This window comes from Streptomyces sp. NBC_00576, from assembly GCF_036345175.1.
GTDB lineage: Bacteria > Actinomycetota > Actinomycetes > Streptomycetales > Streptomycetaceae > Streptomyces.
Genome location: NZ_CP107780.1, coordinates 1,241,551 through 1,262,463, shown reverse-complemented (window position 1 = coordinate 1,262,463; position 20,913 = coordinate 1,241,551). Strand labels below are relative to the sequence as shown.

Sequence of the window (20,913 nt, the reverse complement as noted above, 5' to 3'; positions counted from 1 at the left end):
GTGTCCGGTTTCGAAGTACGTGTGCCCGGTGTCGACGACGCGGAAGGCGCGCTCGCAGCCTTCTGGCGGCGGCGCCTCGAACCGCTCCCGCAGGAGACCGCTCTCCCGGTCGACTTCCCGTACCCACTGCGCCCCACCGGTGAACGGCAGACTCTTCGCCGTCCGTTGACGACTTCGGCCGACGAATCGACTCTCCTGGCCGCGTACGCGGTGCTGCTGCACCGTTACAGCGGCGCCCACGACATCACCCTCGGGTACGACGGTCTGCCGCTCCGGATCGCTGTCGACGGCGGCGCGGCCTTCACGGACCTCGTACGACAGGTGACCGAGGCACGCGAAGAGGTCCGGGTCCACCAGGTCGAACACGCCACGCTGGTCGGCTGGTTGAGCCCGCAACCCACCCGGGGTGGTGGACTGCTGTTCAACACCGCGTTCGGTGACGTGCCGGGTGACGGAAACCGGCTGGACCTCGCCCTCGAAGTCCGCGCCGAAGACGTGTACGTGACCTACCGCCAGGACCTCTTCGAGACCGCCACCGTCGAGCGAGTCGCCGACCACTACACGACCCTGCTCGCCGACGCTCTCGCCCACCCCCACACCCCCGTCGGCGAGTTGGAGCTGCTGGGCGCCGAAGAGCGCCACCGCGTTCTGCTCGAGTGGAACGACACCGACCACGACATCCCGCTGCGCACCTGGCCCGAGATGTTCGCCGACCAGGTACGACAGCGCCCGGACGACATCGCGCTGGTCTTCGAGGACACCTCGCTCACCTACGCCGAACTGGACGACCGCGCGGGCCGGTTGGCAGCCACCCTGATCGCACGGGGTGCCGGACCCGAGCGCGTGGTGGCCCTCGCGGTGCCCCGGTCGGCGGAGCTGATCGTCGCGGAGGTCGCGGTACTGAAGTCCGGCGCCGCCTACCTTCCGGTGGACACCGACTACCCGGCCGACCGCATCTCCTACATGCTCGCCGACGCCCACCCCGTCTGCCTGGTCACCACCGCCGAGGTCGCCGCGGACATCCCGGCGAACGACGGCACGGCTGTCGTCGTCCTCGACTCGCCCGACGCCATACGGGAGTTGGCGGAACAGCAGCCGACGAGTGCGGCGCCGAGCGCGCTGACCGTCACCAACGCCGCCTACGTCATCTACACCTCCGGCTCCACCGGCCGGCCCAAGGGCGTCGTCCTCACCCACGCGGGCGTGGCCAAGCTGGTCGCCACGCAGACCGAGCGGTTCGGGATCGGCCCGCACAGCCGGGTGCTCCAGTTCGCCTCGCCCAGCTTCGACGTGGCGTTCTGGGACCTGTGCCTCGGCCTGCTGTCCGGCGGCCGGCTCGTCGTCGTACCGTCCGAGCGCAGGGTGCCCGGACCGGCGTTGGCCGACTACGCCCACGCGCACGGCATCACGTTCATGATCCTGCCGCCCGCGCTGCTCGCCGCGATGCCCGAGGACGTCGAACTCCCGCCCGCCACCCTGCTCGCGGGCACCGAACGTGTCTCGCCGGAGCTGGTCGGACGGTATGCGCGCGGCAGGATGATGTTCAACGCGTACGGGCCCACCGAGGCGACCACCAACTCCACCCTCGGTTTGTGCGACCCCGACATCCCGTCAGGCTCCGTCGTCCCCATCGGCATCCCGGACCCGGGCACCCGCGCCTACGTCCTCGACGCCCGCCTGAAGCCCGTCCCGGCCGGTATTCCGGGGGAGCTGTACCTCGGCGGCGCCGGCCTCGCCCGCGGCTACCTCGGGCGGCCCGACCTGACCGCTGAGCGGTTCGTCGCCGACCCGTTCGGCGCTCCCGGCGAACGGCTCTACCGCGCGGGCGACCTGGTGCGTTGGCAGGCTGACGGCAGGCTGGTGTTCCTGGGCCGGGCCGACTCGCAGGTGAAGATCCGCGGCTTCCGTATCGAGCCGGGCGAGATCGAGTCCGTACTGCGCGGCCACCCGGCCGTGGAGCAGGCGGCGGTCGTCGTGCGCGAGGACCGGCCCGGGGACCGGCGGCTCGCCGCCTACCTCGTCCCGGCCCTGGACGGCGAGACGGTCCCGGACGCCACCGAGCAGGTCCGCGAGTGGAAGGACCTCCACGAACTCCTCTACTCGGCAGCCGGATCAGAGGGCAGCCAGGAGCAACTGGCGGGCTTCCGCGAGAACTTCGCGGGCTGGAACAGCATGTACGACGGGCTGCCCATTCCCGTCGAGGAGATGCGCGAGTGGCGCGCGGCGACCGTCACCCGCATCGAGGAACTCGCGCCCCGCCGGGTGCTGGAGATCGGCGTCGGCAGCGGGCTGATCCTCTCCCGTATCGCCCCCGACCGCGCGGAGTACTGGGGCACCGACCTCTCCGAGGAGGCCGTACGCGCCCTGCGCACCCAGGTCGACGCGGTACCGGAACTCGCCGACCGGGTCCGGCTGTCCGCCCAACCCGCCCACGACACCACGGGGTTGCCGAGCGGCCACTTCGACACCGTCGTCATCAACTCCGTCGCCCAGTACTTCCCGAGCGCCGACTATCTGACCGAGGTCGTCCGGGCGGTCGGCACGCTCCTCGCCCCCGGGGGCCGGCTGTTCATCGGCGACGTGCGCAACGCCCGGCTGCTGCGCTGCCTGCGCGCGGCCGTCGAGAGCCGCCGCACCGGCGATGCGGAGGACAAGCAGGCCCTGCGGGCCGCCGTCGACCGGTCGGTCGCCTGGGAGGGCGAACTCCTCCTGGACCCCGACTACTTTGCTGCCCTGGACGGCTTCGACGCCGAGATCCACGTCAAGCGCGGCGCCCACCACAACGAACTGACGCGCTACCGGTACGACGTGGTGCTCAGCAAGCAAGCTGTTGCCCAGGAGCCTGTCAACGGTGAGGAGATCGTCTGGAGCGGGCCGGAGGAACTCGAAGCCCGTCTGGCCGAACGACCCGCACTGCTCCGGGTCACCGGTGTGCCCAACGCCCGTCTCGCCGAGGACCTGGCCGCGCTGTCCGCCCTGGACGACAGCAGCCGTACGGCGGACGCCCCGGACCCCGAGGTCTTCCACGCGCTCGGCGCCCGGTACGGCCACCGGACCGCCGTCACCTGGAACGGCACCGCCGACGACGGCAGCCTCGACGTCCTCTTCGCCCTCGGCGACACACCCCTCACCGGCCTCTACCGGCCGTCCGGGACCGCCCCGCTCGCCAACCGCCCGGCACCCTTCCGGGACGTCAACGCCCTGATGCGGGTGCTGCGTTCGTACGCGGCCGACCAACTGCCCGAGTACATGGTCCCCGCGGCCGTCGTCCCCCTCGACCGCCTCCCCGTCACCCCCAGCGGCAAGCTCGACTCCGCCGCACTGCCGACGCCCGACTACGGCGCCCTCAGCGCCGGCCGCGCGCCCCGCGACGCCCGCGAGGAACTGCTGTGTGCGGCCTACGCCGACGTCCTCGGCCTGCGCTCGGCGACCATCGACGACGACTTCTTCGCTCTCGGCGGCGACAGCATCACCGCCATCCAACTCCTCGTCCACGCCCGCCGCGCCGGCCTGCGCCTCAGCTCCCGGGACGTCTTCAAGCACCGCACGGTCGCCGCGCTCGCGGCAGCGGCAGCTGAAGTGGTCAGGGAGGACGCGGAGCCGGCCGCCCCGCTGGTCGTTCTCACCGAGGCCGAACTCGCCGAGATCCAGGGCGAGTTCCCGGTCACCATCGAGGAGTCGCTGCCGCTGAGCCCCCTCCAGGAGGGCTTCTGCTTCCACTCCCTCGTCGACGGTGCGGACCTCGACGCGTACGTCGTGCAGCAGGCCCTCGACCTGACCGGACCGGTCGACGGCGAAGCCCTGCGCCGGGCCGCCCAGCGTGTCCTGGACCGGCACGCCCCGCTGCGCGCCTGCTTCCGTCGCCGACCGGACGGGCAGCCCGTGCAACTCGTCGCCGCAGGCCTGGAACTGCCCTGGCGCGAAGTCGACCTGACCGTCCACGACGGCCCCGCCCGCGCCCCGCTGGCCGACGCGGTGGCCGCCGCCGAACGCGCCCGCCGCTTCGACCTCGCCAACCCGCCCCTCATGCGCTGCGCGCTGATCCGCCTCGACGAGCACCGCAGCCGCCTGCTCCTGACGTTCCATCACATCATCGCCGACGGCTGGTCGTTGCCCGTCCTGCACCGCGAGTTGATGGCCTCCTACGGGGACACCCCGGCCGCACTGCCGCAGCCGGCGCCCTACAGCGCCTACCTGCGCCGTCTGGCGACCGCCGACCGGGAGGCGGCGCGCACGGCCTGGCGTACGGCCCTCGCCGGGGTCGAGGAGCCCACCCGGCTCGTCGAGACGCCCGCCGACGGTACGCCCGTCGAGCCCGCGCAGATCCGCCTCGAACTGTCCGAGCAGGTGACCGCCCGGCTTGCCGCGCGGGCGCGTGAACACGGAGTGACCCTGGGCACGGTCGTCCAGGGCGCCTGGGGACTGCTCATCGGCAGGCTCACGGCACGTCAGGACGTGGTGTTCGGCACGACCGTCTCGGGGCGTGACGCCGAGGTCGAGGGCATCGAGTCCATGATCGGCCTGTTCATCAACACCCTCCCGACACGGTTCCGTTGGGCACCCTCCGACACCCTCGCCGCCCTCCTCGGCCGCCTCCAGGACGAACAGGCCCAGCTGCTCGACCACCAGCGCCTCGGCCTCGCCGAACTCCAGCGCGTCGCGGGACTGGCGGGCGCGGGTGAACTCTTCGACACCCTCGTCGTCTTCGAGAACTACCCGGCCGCGACCGACCTCGCCGACCCGACCGGCACGCTCCGGCTGACGGGCCACGAGTTCCACGACGCCGTCCACTATCCGCTCGCCCTGATCGTCAAGCCCGGCCGACGTCTGGACCTGCGGCTCAAACACCACGCCCAGCGGCTCGACGCCGAGGCCGTACGCCGGATCGCGGAGCGTCTCTCCCGCATCCTGCACGCCCTGGCCGCCGACCCGGCCCAGTCCGTCGCCGACGTGGACCTGCTGTCGGCCGAGGAACTCCTCGCCGCCCACCCGACCGGTGAACATCGTGACATCCCCGGCACGACCCTCGCCGCGGCCTTCGAGGCGCAGGTGGCCCGCAGCCCGAAGGCAACGGCGGTCGTGTACGAGGGGGATACCCTCACCTACTCCGAACTCGACGCCAGAGCAGGGAAGTTGGCGGATCGACTGACCGCCCGGGGCGCGGGCCCCGGCACGGTCGTCGCCGTCGCCGTACCGCGCTCCGCCGAGCTGATGGTCGCGCTGCTCGGCGTACTGAAGTCGGGCGCCGCCTACCTCCCGGTCGACGTGGACTATCCCGCCGACCGGGTGGCCCACATGCTCGCCGACTCCGGTGCCGCCACCGTGGTGACCACCTCGGCGACCGCCCCTCAACTGCCCCCGGGGCACGCCCTCCTGCTGCTCGACACCCCGTCCGAGGAGGGCCCGGAGCAGCGCCCTGCCCACCTCGCGCACCCCGACGACCCGGCCTACCTGATCTACACCTCCGGCTCCACCGGCCGTCCCAAGGGTGTCGTCGTCACCCACCGGGCCATCCTCAACCGGCTGGCCTGGATGCAGGGTGAGTACCGACTGACCGCCGACGACCGGGTCCTGCAGAAGACCCCGGCCAGCTTCGACGTCAGCGTCTGGGAGTTCTTCTGGGCGCTGTGCGAGGGCGCCGCCGTGGTCCTCGCCCGCCCGGACGGCCACCGCGATCCCGCCTACCTCGCCGGGCTGATCCGCGAACAGGGCGTCACCGCACTGCACTTCGTGCCGTCGATGCTGGAGGCCTTCCTCCAGACCGACGAGATCACCGCCGACCCGACCTGGGCCGCGTCCCTGCGCAACGTCTTCAGCAGCGGCGAGGCGCTGCCAGGCGCCGCCGCCGCACACTGGCGCGAGCTGACCGGCGTAGCGCTGCACAACTTGTACGGCCCCACCGAGGCGGCCGTCGACGTGACGTACCACCCCTACGACGGCGCGCCCGGCACCACCGTGCCCATCGGGCGGCCGGTGTGGAACACGGGCCTGCGCGTCCTGGACTCCTGCCTGCGCCCCGCGCCCGAAGGGACCCCTGGCGAGCTGTACTTGACGGGTGTTCAGCTGGCGCGCGGCTATCACGCCCGGCCGGACCTGACCGCCGAGCGGTTCGTCGCCGACCCGTACGGGGAGCCCGGCGCGCGCATGTACCGCACCGGTGACCTCGTGCGCCGCCGCGCCGACGGTGTGATCGAGTATCTCGGCCGCACCGACCGACAGGTGAAGGTCCGGGGCAACCGCATCGAACTCGGCGAGATCGAGGCCGCGTTGAGCCGTCAGTCGGCGGTCGCTCTGGCCGCCGTCACCGTGAACGGCGGCCAGTTGGTCGCGTACGTCGTGCCGGCCCGCGACGCGGATGTTCCGCCGCCCGCCGAACTCCAGGCCGCGCTCGCCCAGGAACTGCCCGCCGCCGTCATCCCGGCCGCCTACGTCGTCCTCGACGCCCTCCCGCTCACCCCGAGCGGCAAGCTGGACCGGGGCGCGCTGCCCGCCGCGCAGGCGGTACGAGCGGAGACGCGCGCCCCGCGCAACGAGCGGGAACACGCCCTCACCGGGATCTTCGCCGCCGTACTGAAGCTCGAAGACGTCGGCATCGACGACGACTTCTTCATGCTCGGCGGCGACAGCATCACCTCCATCGGTGTCTCCAGCCGCGCCCGCCGGGCCGGCCTCGACCTCAACCCGCGTGACGTCTTCGAACACCGCACCCCGGCCGCCCTCTCCGCGGCGGCGGCACCAGTCGCCGAAGTGGCCGCCCTGCGCTCCTCGTTCGCCCTCACCGCCGAGGAGACCGATCGCGTCCACCGGCTCAGTCCCGCCCCCGTCGAGGACATCTGGCCGCTGGCCCCGCTCCAGGAAGGCCTGTTCTTCCACTCCACCTACGACGACAGCGCTCTGGACGTCTACACCGTCCACGAGTCCTTCGACCTCGCCGAACCCCTCGACACCGAGCGACTCCGCACCGCCGTAAGGGTGTTGCTCGCACGCAACCCAAGCCTGCGCGCCGGGTTCACCAGCGAAGGTCTGCGCCAGCCGGTGCAGTTCATCGTGCGCGACCCCGAGATCCCGCTCGAAGAGGTCGACCTCTCCGGGCTGTCGGCAGCCGAACAGGACATCAGGCTGCGGGAGTTGACGGACGCCGAGCGCTCCCGGCGCTTCGACCTCACCCGGCCGCTGCTCTTCCGCATGCTCCTCGTCCGCCTCGGCGCGGACCGGGGCGACCGGCTGATCGTGGGGCGCCATCTGCTCCTCTGGGACGGCTGGTCCGCCTGGATCTTCCTCGACCAGCTCTTCGCCCTGTACGCGAACGGCGGCGACGCGAGCACCCTGCCCGCCCCCGGCAACTACCGCGACTACCTGACCTGGCTGGAGGTCCAGGACACGGCCGTCGCAACCGGCGCCTGGCGCCGCGCCCTCGCCGGACTCGACGAACCCACCCTGCTCGCCGCCGCCGACCAGGGCCTGGAACCGGACATCCCGGAGAGCCTCGACGTCCTCGTCCCGGACGAGGTGGGAGAGCGACTGCGTGCCATCGGGCGGCTTCACGGGCTGACCCTCAACACGGTGCTCAACGCGGCCTGGGGGCTCACCCTGGCGAGCGCGACCGGCCGCACCGACGTCGTCTTCGGCACGACCGTCGCCGGCCGGCCGAGCGAGGTGCCGGACATCGAGAACGTCATCGGCATGTTCCTCAACACCGTCCCCGCCCGCATCGCCTACGACCCGGCCGAGCCGGTGCTCGGACTGCTGCGCCGCGTCCAGGACGAGCGGCTCGCCGTGATGCCGTACGAGTACCTCGGTCTGGGCGTGCTGCAGGCCGAGACCGGGCACCGACGGCTGTTCGACACGCTGTTCGTGCTGCGCAACAACGACACCGAGGAGCGCCTCGCCGAACTGAGCGACCGGCACGGCGCGACCGCCGTCGCCAACGTCGACGCGACCCACTACCCGGTCAACCTCGTCGTCACCCCGGGCCGCTCCATCCAGGTCACCCTGACCCACCGGGCCGACGTCGTCGCCCGCCCCCAGGCACAGGACCTGCTCGACCGCTTCACCCTCCTCCTGGACCGCCTCACCCACGACCTCGACGCCCCGGTGGGCGGCCTCGACCCACTACTCCCGTCCGAACAGGCAGAGTTGGCGCACGAGCGGGCCGCCGGACGGGTCCCCGACCCCACGGACACGATCGCCGACCTACTGGCCGCCCAGGCCGCCGCCACCCCCGACGCCACGGCCGTCGTCTTCGGCGACCGCACCCTGACCTATGCCGAACTCGACCTCCGCATCAACCAGATGGCCCGGCTGCTGATCGCGCGGGGCGCCGCCCCCGAGCGGGTCGTCGCCCTCGGACTGCCCCGCTCCCTCGACATGGTCGTCGCCCTGTTCGCCGTACTGCGCACGGGCGCCGCCTATCTGCCGCTGGAGCTGGACTACCCGGACGACCGGCTCGCCGCGATGCTCGACGACGCCCGGCCGACGATGCTGCTCTCCACCGCCGCGGTGTCGGCGCGGCTCGTCGGCGAGACGCCCCGCGTGCTGCTCGACGACCCGGAAATCGCCGCCGAACTCACCGCGCTACCAGGTGACTTGGTCTCCGTCGCCTTCAGCCTGGAACACCCGGCGTACGTCATCTACACCTCCGGTTCCACCGGCCGACCCAAGGGCGTCGTCACGCCGTACCGGGGTCTGACCAACATGCAGCTCAACCACCAGAAGGAGATCTTCGAACCGGCGATCGCGTCGGCGGGCGGACGACGGCTGCGCATCGCGCACACCGTGTCCTTCGCCTTCGACATGTCGTGGGAGGAGCTGCTGTGGCTGGTCGAGGGGCATGAAGTCCACATCTGCGACGAGGAGTTGAGGCGCGACGCCGAAGCCCTGGTCGCGTACTGCGAGCGCCATCGCGTCGACGTCGTCAACGTGACCCCCACCTACGCCCATCTCCTCATCGAGGAGGGTCTGTTGGAGGGCCACCGCCCGCCGCTGGTACTGCTCGGCGGCGAGGCCGTGTCGGAGACGGTGTGGAACCGGCTGCGCGACACCGAGGGTACGTACGGCTACAACCTCTACGGGCCGACCGAGTACACCATCAACACCCTGGGCGGCGGCACGCTCGACAGCGCGACGCCGACCGTCGGCCGTCCGATCCGTGGCACCCGCGCCCACATCCTGGACGCCTGGCTGCGTCCGGTCCCCGAGGGCGTGCCGGGGGAGCTGTACATCGCCGGTATCGGTCTGGCCCGTGGCTACCTGAACCGGCCGTCTCTCAGCGCCGAACGGTTCGTCGCCGACCCGTTCGGCGAATCCGGCGAGCGCATGTACCGCACCGGTGACCTGGTCCGCCGCAACCCCGACGGCAACCTCGACTTCCTCGGCCGCACCGACGACCAGGTGAAGATCCGCGGCTACCGCGTCGAGCTGGGCGAGATCGAGACCGCCCTCGCCCAGCACGACCGGGTCGCCCACGCCGCCGTGATCGTCCGCGACGAACGCCTCGTCGGATACGTCGTCCCCGCTCAACTCACCGATGCCGACCGGGACTTCGCCGAACGCGACCAGGTCGGCGAGTGGCAGGAGATCTACTCCGACGAGTACGAGGAGATCAGCACCGCCGTCTTCACCGAGGACTACGCCGGCTGGGACTCCTCCTACGACGGACAGCCCATCCCCTTCGACCACATGCGGGAGTGGCGCGAGGCCACTGTGGAACGCGTCCGATCACTGGGACCGCGCCGGATTCTTGAGATCGGGGTCGGCTCGGGCCTGCTCCTGTCCAAGCTCGCCCCCGACGCCGAGGCCTACTGGGCCACCGACTTCGCCGCCCCCGTCATCCGCAAGATCGGACAGGAGCTGCTCCAGGAACCGGAGCTGGCCGCCAGGGTCACCCTCCGCGCCCAGCCCGCCGACGACCTCACCGGCCTGCCCGGCGACGGCTACTTCGACACCGTCGTCATCAACTCCGTCATCCAGTACTTCCCCAGCATCGACTACCTGACCTCGGTGATCCGGGGCGCGATGAAGCTGCTGGCCCCCGGCGGCGCGCTGTTCGTGGGCGACGTCCGCAACCTGCGCCTCGCCCGCGCCTTCCAGACCGAGATCCAGGAGGCGAAGGGCGCCAGTGGCGACGCGCCGGCCCGGGCCGTCGAACGCGGCCTGCGCCTGGAGAAGGAACTCCTCGTCGACCCCGACTACTTCACCACCCTCGGCTACGGAGTCGACCTGCGCACCAAGCGGGCCCGCCACCACAACGAACTCACCCGCTACCGCTACGACGCCGTGCTGTACGCCGACGAGCCCGGCCTGCGGTTGGCGGATGCTCCTGCCGTTCCCTTCGATGCCCAGCAGTTCGGCACCGACGGCGGTGACCTGGCGGACCTGCTGACCGCGGCCCCGGTACGCCTCACCGGCATCCCCGACGCCCGTATCGGCACCGCCGGGGGAGTCGACCCGGAGACGCTGCGCGACCGTGCCGCCGAACTCGGGCACCGCGTCCTGACCACCTGGTCCGGCCGACCCGGCACCTACGACGCCGTGTTCGTCACCGGCGAGGTACCTCCACTGACCGCCGGGCTCTACCTCCCCGGCGGCGGGTCGGCCCCGTACGCCAACTCCCCGACGGCCGCCCGCGACGCCAACAGCCTGATCCGGCAGCTCCGCGACGACCTCAAGCAGCGGCTGCCCGACTACATGGTCCCGGCCGCGTTCGTCACCCTCGACCGGCTGCCCATGAACGACAACGGCAAGCTGGATGTGCGCGCCCTGCCCGACGCCGAACCGGCCGTCGCCCTCGGCACCGGCCGGGGGCCGCGCACCCCGCAGGAAGAGGTGCTCTGCCGGCTCTTCGCCGAGGTGCTCGGCCTGCCCGAAGTCGGCGCCGAGGACGGCTTCTTCGACCTCGGCGGCCACTCCCTGCTCGCCACCCGCCTGATCAGCCGGGCCCGCACCGAACTGGGCGCCGAACTGGCGATCCGCGACCTGTTCGAGGCGCCCACGCCCGAGCAGCTCGCGGCCCGCGCCGACACCTCACGCCCGGCCCGCCCGGCCGTCACCCCCGCCGCCCGGCCCGAGCGCATCCCGCTCTCGGCCGCCCAGCGCCGCCTGTGGCTGGTCGAACGGATCACCGGCAGCGGGGTCGCCTACAACTTCCCGCTGGTCTTCCGCCTCCGCGGTGACCTGGACCTCGACGCACTCCGGGCGGCCCTTCGGGACGTGGCGGGACGCCATGAATCGCTGCGGACCTTGTTCCCCGAGCAGGACGGGGAGCCGTACCAGCTGATCGTTCCGGCGGCCGAGGCCGACCCCGAGTTCACCGTGACGGACTGCGGGGAAGGGGAGTTGGCCGACCGCATCGAGTCGGCACAGCGCCGTCCCTTCGACCTCACCGGCGAACTCCCGTTGCGATGTGAGGTGTTGCGGGTCGGCCCGGCCGACCATGTCGTGGCCGTCGTGCTCCACCACATCACCACCGACGAGTGGTCCGACCGCCCGTTCCTGGCCGACCTCACCACCGCCTACCGGACGCGGCGCGCGGGCCGCGCCCCCGAGTGGGCGCCGCTGCCGGTCCAGTACGCCGACTACACCCTCTGGCAGGACGAGCTGCTCGGTCAGGTCGGTGCGAGCCAACTCGCGCACTGGGCCGAGACTCTGCGCGACCTCCCGGAGGAGCTGCAGCTGCCCCTGGACAGGCCCCGCCCGGTCGAGCCCACCGGGCGAGGTGGCAAGGTCCGGCTGGAACTGCCGGCCGACACCGGTCTTGCCCTGCGCGGCCTGTCCGGCACCACCGGCACCAGCATGTTCATGCTGTTCCAGGCCGCCACGGCCGCGCTGCTGCACCGCCTCGGCGCCGGGGACGACATCCCCCTCGGCGCCCCCATCGCGGGGCGCACGGACGACGCCCTCGACGACCTCGTCGGCTTCTTCGTCAACACGCTCGTACTGCGGACCGACGTGTCGGGCGGTGACCTGACCTTCCGTCAACTGATGGCACGGGTGCGGGAATCGTCCCTGGCCGCGTTCGAGCACCAGGACCTGCCCTTCGACCAGGTCGTCGAGGCCCTCAACCCGGCCCGCGTGCCCGGCCGCAACCCGCTCTTCCAGGTCATGCTGGGCTACCACTACCGCCCGGACGGTGACTCCGACGTGCTCGGCATGCCGACCGAGTGGTTCGACATGGACACCGGCATGGCCAAGTTCGACCTCCACTTCACCTTCGTGGACGAGTCGGACCGTCTGACCCTTCTCCTGGAGTACGCGACCGACCTCTGCGACGAACCGACGGCCACCCGGACGGCGGGGCGGCTGGTGCGGCTGCTGGAGCAGGTGGCCGGCCGACCTGATGTGCTGGTGCGGGACTTGGAGGTGCTGGAGGAGTCGGAGCGGCGGGCCGTTCTGGGTGACTGGAACGACACCGCCCGTGCCGTGCCGTCCACGAGCCTGCCCGAGTTGTTCCGGGCCCAGGTGGCCCGTACGCCGGACGCCCTGGCGCTGGTGTTCGGCGAACAACGGCTGACCTACGCCGAGTTGGACGAGCGCGTCGAGCGGACGGCCCGCGTGCTGGCCGGCATGGGCGTGGGACCGGAGCGGACTGTCGCCGTCGCGCTGCCCCGGTCGGTGGAGCTGGTGGTCGCGCTGCTGGCGGTGCATCGGGCGGGCGGAGCGTATCTGCCGCTGGACGCCGACTATCCGGAGGATCGGCTGGCGTTCATGCTGGCGGACGCCCGTCCGGTGGCCGTGATCCGGGATGCGCTTCCGGAGGGGACGGCGGAGAGTGAACTCCCGGAGTCCTACGACCCGTTGAGTCCCGCGTACGTCATCTACACCTCCGGTTCGACCGGCACCCCCAAGGGCGTTGTCGTGCCGCACGAGGGCATCGTGAACCGTCTGCTGTGGATGCAGGGGGAGTACGGGCTGGGCGCGGACGATCGTGTTCTGCAGAAGACGCCGTCCAGTTTCGACGTGTCGGTGTGGGAGTTCTTCTGGCCCCTCATCACCGGCGCGGCCCTCGTGGTCGCCGAGCCGGAGGGGCACAAGGACCCCGTCTACCTGGCCGGGCTGATCCAGGAGCAGGGCATCACGACCGTGCACTTCGTGCCGTCGATGCTCCAGTTGTTCCTGGAGGAACCCTCGGCGGCGGGCTGCCTGGGGCTGCGGCGGGTGATGTGCAGTGGGGAGGCGCTGCCCGACGAGCTGGCCCAGCGGTTCCGTGCCGTACTGCCGGCCGAGTTGCACAACCTGTACGGACCGACGGAGGCCTCGGTCGACGTCACCGCTGCTCAGGTGACGGAGACGACCGGCCGGGTGTCGATCGGTCGGCCGGTGTGGAACACACGTGCGTATGTTCTGGATGGCGCGCTGCGGCCCGTTCCGCCGGGTTTGGCAGGGGAGCTGTATCTGGCCGGGGTGCAACTGGCCCGTGGCTATCTCGGCCGCCCGGGGCTGACGGCCGAGCGGTTCACAGCCGACCCCTTTGGTGAACTCGGTTCACGCATGTACCGCACCGGTGACCTGGCACGCTGGACAACAGAGGGAACACTCGAATACCTGGGCCGGACCGACGGCCAGGTGAAGATCCGCGGCTTCCGTATCGAGCTGGGCGAGATCGAGTCCGTCCTCGCTCGCCACGACAGCGTCGCCCACGTCAGCGTGGTCGCCCGCGACCAGCGGCTCGTCGCCTACGTCGTACCGGCCGCCCCCGCATCCGCCCCCGCCTCCATCGACACCTCCGCACTCCGCCGGCACACGGCCGCCGCGCTCCCCGAGCACATGGTTCCCGCGGCCTTCGTCGTCCTCGACGCGCTGCCCCTCACCCCCAACGGCAAGCTCGACCGCAGGGCCCTCCCCGCCCCCGACTTCACGGCGGCGACCGGGACGGGCGAGGGCCTGCCGCGCACCCCGCGCGAGGAGATCCTCTGCGGCCTGTTCGCGGACGTCCTGGGCGTCGAACGCGTCGGCGTCCACGACGACTTCTTCGCCCTCGGCGGACACTCCCTCGTCGCGATGCGCCTCGCCGCCCGCATCCGGGCCACGCTCGCCGCCGAGGTCTCGCTGCGTACGGTGTTCGAGGCGCCCACGGTCGCCCGGCTCGGCGAGCACCTCCGGGAGGGCAACGAAGGGACCGGTGCCCGCCTGCCCGTTCTCGCCCCGGTCGAGCGGCCGGAGCGGCTGCCGCTCTCCTTCGCCCAGCAGCGTCTGTGGGTGCTGTACCGGGTGGAGGGCGCCAGCCCCACGTACAACATCCCGCTCGCTTTGAGGCTCACCGGACGGCTCGACACCGACGCGCTGCGACTGGCCGTCAACGACCTGGTGGCCCGGCACGAGCCGCTGCGCACTGTCTTCCCCGAGGAGGACGGGCGGGCCTACCAGTTGATCCTGGAGCCGCGACAGGCCGGCGTCGAGGTGGCGCCCGAGGCCGTCCGTAACGAGGAGGAACTCGCCGAACGGCTCGCCGAGGCCGCCGGTCACGGATTCGAGCTGGACCGGGAGGCTCCGCTGCGCGTGCACCTCTTCCGCACCGCCGAGGACGAGCACGTACTGCTGCTTCTGCTCCACCACATCGCGGGCGACGAGTGGTCCGACGCACCGCTCACCCGCGACCTGGCCGCCGCCTACGAGGCGCGTGCGGCGGGCCGGGCGCCGGAAAGGGCGCCGCTGCCGGTGCAGTACGCCGACTACAGCCTGTGGCAGCGGGCGATGCTCGGCGACGAGAAGGACCCGGAGAGCCTGGCCTTCCGTCAACTCTCCTTCTGGCAGCGGACCTTGGGCGGTCTCCCCGAGGAACTCGCGCTGCCCACCGACCGGCCGCGCCCGCTGGAGGCCACCTACCGCGGTGGCGTGGCGGACATCGCCCTGGACGCGGAACTGACAGCCGGGCTGCGTGAGTTGGCCCGGTCGAGCAACGTCAGTATGTTCATGATCGTCCAGGCGGCGGTGGCGGCACTGCTGACCCGGCTGGGCGCCGGTACCGACATCCCGCTCGGCAGCCCGATCGCCGGACGCACCGAAGAGGCGCTGGAGGATCTGGTCGGGTTCTTCCTCAACACGCTGGTGCTGCGCACCGACACCTCAGGCGACCCCGCGTTCCGCGAACTGCTCGCCCGGGTACGGGAGACCGACCTGGCCGCTTTCGACCACCAGGACGTGCCGTTCGAGCGAGTGGTGGACGCCCTCAACCCCGCCCGCTCGCTGTCCCGGCATCCGCTCTTCCAGGTCATGGTCGTGTACCTGGCCGCGGGCGTGGACGGCGGAGGCTTCGCGGGGCTTCAGGCGCGGCGGGAGGAACTCGGTGCGACCGGCGCCAAGTTCGACCTCTCCTTCGACTTCGTGGAACGTGCCGGCGGAGACGGCGTCGACGGTGTGCTGGAGTACAGCGCCGACCTCTTCGACCCCGCGACCGCGGAGGCGATAGGCGAGCGCCTGGTCCGCCTCCTGCGGGCGGTGGTCGTTGCCCCCGACGCCCCGATCGGCCGGATCGACATCCTCGGCACCGCCGAACGCCACCGGATCCTGACCGAGTGGAACGCCCGGCCGCTGCTCGCCGACCCGACAACAGTGCCGGCCCTCTTCGAGCGGCAGACCGCACTCTCCCCGGACGCTCCTGCCGTGGCCTCCGACGGCATCGAGCTGACGTACGCGCAGCTCAACGCCGAGGCCAACCGGCTCGCCCGACTGCTGGTCGCGCGGGGCGCAGGACCGGAGCGGCTCGTGGCGCTCGCCCTGCCCCGAACCGCCCGCACACTGCTGGCCATCCTCGCCGTACAGAAGGCCGGCGCCGCCTATCTCCCGCTCGACCCGGACGCACCGGCCGGCCACCTCCGCGACACGCTCGACGACGCCCGCCCGGTACTGACGCTCACCACGCGGAACATCGCACGGCTGCTGCCCGCTGACGGCCCACCGATGCTGGAGCTGGACGCCCCGGCGGCCGCCGACCTGCTGGCCGCCCAGGACGCGACCGACCTCCTCGACGGCGACCGCCTCGCACCCCTCACCCCGCGCCACCCGGCGTACGTCATCTACACCTCCGGCTCCACCGGCCGTCCCAAGGGCGTGGTCATCACCCACGAGACCGTCGGCAACCTCTTCCACAGCCACCGCGAGACGCTGTACGCACCGGCGAAGGCCGCCACCGGCCGCCGTCACCTGCGGGCCGGACATGCCTGGGCGTTCTCCTTCGACGCCTCCTGGCAGCCGCAGCTGTGGCTGCTGGACGGGCACTGCGTGCACGTGGTGTCGGACGAGACCCGCCGTGACCCGGAGCTGCTCGCGGCGGCCGTCGTCGAGCACGGCTTCGACTTCCTGGAGGTCACACCGTCGTTCTTCGGGCAGATGGCCGAGACGGGCCTCGTCCGTGACGACGGGAGCTGTCCGCTCGCCGTCGTCGGCGTCGGCGGCGAGGCCGTACCGGTCGCGCTGTGGGAGCGGCTCGGGCGGCTGACCGGCACCGAGGCGTTCAACCTGTACGGCCCCACCGAATCCACCGTCGACGCCCTCGTGGCACGGGTGCGCGACAGCGACCGGCCGCTCGTCGGCAGCCCCGTGGCCGGCACCCGGGCGTACGTCCTCGACGACCTGCTGCAACCCGTACCGCCCGGCGTGACGGGCGAGCTCTACCTGTCCGGCGGCGGTCTCGCCCGCGGCTATCTGGGCCGCCCGGCGCTGACCGCCGAGCGGTTCGTCGCCGACCCGTTCGGGGAGCCGGGCTCCCGGCTCTACCGGACCGGTGACCTGGCCCGCTGGACCGCCGACGGACACCTCGACTACCTCGGCCGGGCCGACGACCAGGTCAAGATCCGCGGGTTCCGTATCGAACCCGGCGAGATCGAGTCCGCACTCGCCGCCGAACCGGACGTCGCCCAGGCTGTAGTGACGGTACGTCAGGAAGGTGCGCGGAAGCTGCTGGTGGCGTACGTGGTCCCCGTCCCGGGTCAACTGCCCGACCCGGGACGGCTGCGCGGCCACGTCGGCCGGCAACTGCCCGACCACATGGTGCCGGCGGCCGTCGTCCTCCTGGACCGGCTGCCCCAACTCGCCAACGGCAAGCTGGACCGATCCGCCCTGCCCGCCCCGGACTTCGCCGCCCTTTCCACGGGCCGGGCTCCCGGCTCCGAGCTGGAGAAAGCCCTGTGCGGTGTCTTCGCCGAGGTGCTCGGCCTGGACGAGATCGGCGTCGACGACGACTTCTTCGCTCTCGGCGGAGACAGCATCATGGCGATGCAACTGGTCAGCAGGGCACGGGCCGTGGGCGTGCGGATCACCCCGCGACTCGTGCTGCGCCACCGTACGGTGGCCGCTCTCGCCGAAGTGGCGACCACCACCGGCTCCGCCGCCGCCCGCCCCGCGGACGACGGGACCGGCAGTGTGCCGCTCACGCCGGTCATGCACTGGCTGCGCGAACTGGGCGGCCCGTTCAAGGGCTACCACCAGTCGGCCCTCGTCCAGACGCCCGCCGCCTTGGACCGGCCGAAGCTCGCCGCCGTGCTCCGGGCGCTCGCCGACCGGCACGCCATGCTGCGAGGCACCCTCGTCCGTACGGAAGCCGGTCAGTGGAGCCTGGAGGTGCCGGCGGCCGGATCGGTGGACACCGGGACGTGGATCGAGCGGGTCGACGTCGCCGGACTGGACGGCGAGGAGCTGCGGACGGTGGTCGGGGACCGTGCCCACGCCGCCCGTGCGGCACTGGACCCGGACACGGGCGCCATGGTGCGGGCCGTGTGGTTCGACGCGGGCACGGAACCCGGCAGGCTCCTCCTGATGGCCCACCACCTCGTCACCGACGGCGTGTCCTGGCGCATCCTGCTGCCCGACCTGGCCGCCGCCTGGACCGACGTCGAGGCCGGACGCCCGGCGGAACTCGCGCCCGTCGACACGTCCTTCCGCACCTGGTCCCGCAGGCTCGAAGAGCTGGCCCAGGACCCGGCCCGCGAGGCGGAACTGCCGTTCTGGACCGGCGTACTCGAAGGAGCCGCGCCCCTGCCGCTCGACAGGCCCTTCGACCCGGTCCGCGACACGACCGGCACGGTACGGCGACTGGAACTGCGGCTGCCCGCCCGGATCACCGGCCCGCTGCTGTCCGCCGTGCCGTCCGCCTTCACCGCGAACGTCAACGACGTGCTCCTCACCGGCCTCGGCCTCGCCGTCGCCGACTGGCGCCGGCGCCACGGGGACGGCGAGGGCGGCCCGGCCCTGGTCGACCTCGAAAGCCACGGCCGCGACGAGGAGTTGGCGGGCGACGCCGATCTGTCCCGTACGGTCGGCTGGTTCACCAGCGTCTTCCCGGTCCTGATCGATCCCGGTCCCGTCGACCTGGACGCGGCCCTGGCGGGCGGGCCGGAGATCGAGGAGGCGCTCACCCGGGTGCGCGCCCACCTCGGCTCGCTGCCCGCGAACGGCGCCGGGTACGGCATGCTCCGCCACCTCAACCCCCGCACCGCGCCCGTCCTGGCCGGCTTCGCGGCACCGCCGATCGAGTTCAACTACCTCGGCCGTTTCGGCATCCCCGAGGCGACGGACTGGTCGTACGCCCCGGAGGAGGACGTCTCGGACATCGGCGCCGAGCCGGAGATGCGGGAGGGCCACGCCCTCGGCATCAACGTCGTGACCGAGGACCGCGCCGACGGCCCCGTCCTGGCCGCCCACTGGTCCTGGCCCGCCGCCGTCCTGTCCGAGGAGGCGGTCCGGGACCTGGCGGAGACCTGGTTCCGGGCCCTCAGGGCCCTGGTCGCCCGCGCCGAAACCCTTGACCAGCACTGACCCGACCCCACTCGTCCACCCCAACCCAGGAGGACCCGCATGAGCGGCAGCAACACCAACCCCTTCGAGAACCCCGACGGCGTCTACTGCGTGCTCGTCAACGACGAGGGCCAGCACAGCCTGTGGCCCGACTTCGTCGACGTACCGGCCGGCTGGACCGCCGTCCACGGCCCGGCGCCCCGGCAGGAGTGCCTGGACCACATCGAGACCAACTGGACGGACATGCGGCCCAGGAGCCTGGCGGAACGCATGGAACGGACCGCCTGAGCCACGATCGGACGAGATCCGACCAGATCGGCTTCGGCCCCGGAACGAGGAACTGCTCCCGCCATGCTCACCACGCGACTGACCAATGCCCGCGTCCTCACCATGGACCCCGACCACCCCGTCGCCCACGACGTGGGCATCTGGCGGGGCCGGATCGTGGGCCTGGACGAGGCGGTGACCGGGCTGCCCGCGCAGCGGGTGGTCGACCTCCAGGGGGCGACCGTGCTGCCCGGGTTCATCGACAGCCATGTGCACCTGGCCTGGACGGGGTTCAAGGCGACCACGCCCACGGTGGCGCCCTGCGTCCGGGTCGAGGACGTGCTCGCGGTCGTGGCGGAGGCCGCGGCGCAGGTGCCGCCGGGCGGCTGGGTGGACGTCGCGGGGTACGACCAGCGGGGGCTCGGTCGGCATCTGACCCTCCCCGAATTGGACAAGGCCGCCGACGGCCGCAAGGTGCTCCTGATGCACGACTCCGGACACGGCTGCGCGGTCAGCAGCCCGGTGCTGGAACTGCTGCCCGGCGTGGTCCCGCACGAGGGTGCCTTCCTCGCCGAAGGAGCGATGGGCGCGGCCCGCGCGCTTCGACTGCCGCACTCCCAGGAGGAGTTGGCCCAGGCGATCGGACGCGCCGCCCGCGCCTGTCTGGCCGAGGGAGTCACCGCGTGCGCCGAGGCGGGCATCGGCGGCGCCCTGCTCGGCAACAGCTCGGTCGAGCTGGGCGCCTACCAACTCGCCCGGGAACTCGGCCTGTTGCCACTGCGGGTCCAGCTGATGGTGGCCGCCGACCGGCTGCACTCCGTCACCGCCCACGAGGCTGACGGCATCCCCCGCGCCCTCGACCTCGGGCTGCGTACCGGCTTCGGTGACGACTGGCTGTCCGTCGGCGCGCTGAAGGTGTACACCGACGGCGGCATGATGGCCCGTACCGCTGCCCTCAGCAGCCCCTATCAAGGGCTCGACACCGCAGGGCAGTTGCAGGAGGACCCCGAACTCCTCAAGCGGACCATCGTGGACGGGCATCTCGCGGGCTGGCAGCTCGCCGTGCACGCCATCGGCGACCGCGCCGCCGATGTCGCGCTGGACGCGCTGGAGGAGGCGCAGCGGCTGCGGCCCCGGCCGGACGCCCGGCACCGGATCGAGCACGCCGGGCTGATCCGGCCCGATCAGCTGCCCCGGCTGGGACGACTCGGTGCGACGGCCGTCGTACAGCCCAACTTCCTGCGGTACTTCGGTGACGACTACGCGTCGATCATGGGGGAGCAGCGGGCGCCCTGGCTGTACCGAGGGCGGGCGTTCCTGGCGCACGGCATCCGGCTGGTGGGGAGTTCCGATCGGCCGGTGGCGGACGGATCGCCGCTGCGGGCCGTCCAGTTCATGGTCGAACGGGCTTCGCTGTCAGGGCAGTTGATCGGGCCGGACGAGGGCATCACCGTCGACGAGGCGCTGCGCGCGTACACCGTCGACGGGGCCTACGCCTGTCACTGGGAGGACAGCGCGGGCAGCGTCACGCCCGGCAAGCGGGCCGATCTGGTCGTGCTGGGAGACGACCCCCGAAGCGTCGACAGTTCGCGCATCGGGGACATCGAGGTCGTGGCGACACTCGTCGACGGCCAGGAGAACGAGGAGGGAACACTGTGAGCGCTCCGACGACGGACGTCATCGGCGAGTACACCCAGCTGTGGCAGGACTCGCCCCACGCACCCCGCTGGGTGCTCTGGGACACCGCCGGGGACGTTTTGGTGTTCGACCGGGACGTCAACTGCCCCCTCTACATCGACGACGAGGCGATCCGGGGCGAGGTGCTGCGCCGGATGCGTGCGGCGGGCGTACCGGAGAGCGCGGAGTACCCGGGACGGCCCTGTTCCCGATAGCCGTACGGATGACGGGAACAGGGGCGGC

At 72.1% G+C, this 20,913-nt stretch carries 4 protein-coding genes; all 4 read left to right on the top strand.

Annotation, left to right across the window (positions count from 1 at the left end):
• Positions 1-18,747: an amino acid adenylation domain-containing protein gene (locus tag OG734_RS05335; RefSeq protein ID WP_330286293.1), complete on the top strand. Its 18,747-nt coding sequence runs from the start codon at positions 1-3 to the stop codon at positions 18,745-18,747.
• Positions 18,748-18,786: 39 nt separating this feature from the next.
• Entirely contained in the window at positions 18,787-19,014 is a 228-nt protein-coding gene (locus tag OG734_RS05330; RefSeq protein WP_330286292.1) for an MbtH family protein, read from the top strand.
• Between the two features lie 63 nt (positions 19,015-19,077).
• Complete coding sequence (locus tag OG734_RS05325; RefSeq protein WP_330286291.1) at positions 19,078-20,652, top strand: amidohydrolase; 1,575 nt, start codon at positions 19,078-19,080, stop codon at positions 20,650-20,652.
• Entirely contained in the window at positions 20,649-20,885 is a 237-nt protein-coding gene (locus OG734_RS05320) for a hypothetical protein (protein ID WP_164313452.1), read from the top strand. The genes OG734_RS05325 and OG734_RS05320 overlap by 4 nt, the downstream gene beginning before the upstream one ends.
• Positions 20,886-20,913: the final 28 nt, after the last annotated feature.

Excerpts from the sequence above, each read along its gene's own strand:
- OG734_RS05330 (WP_330286292.1), top strand. The coding sequence starts at position 18,787 with ATGAGCGGCAGCAACACCAACCCCTTCGAGAACCCCGACGGCGTCTAC.
- OG734_RS05325 (WP_330286291.1), top strand. The coding sequence starts at position 19,078 with ATGCTCACCACGCGACTGACCAATGCCCGCGTCCTCACCATGGACCCC.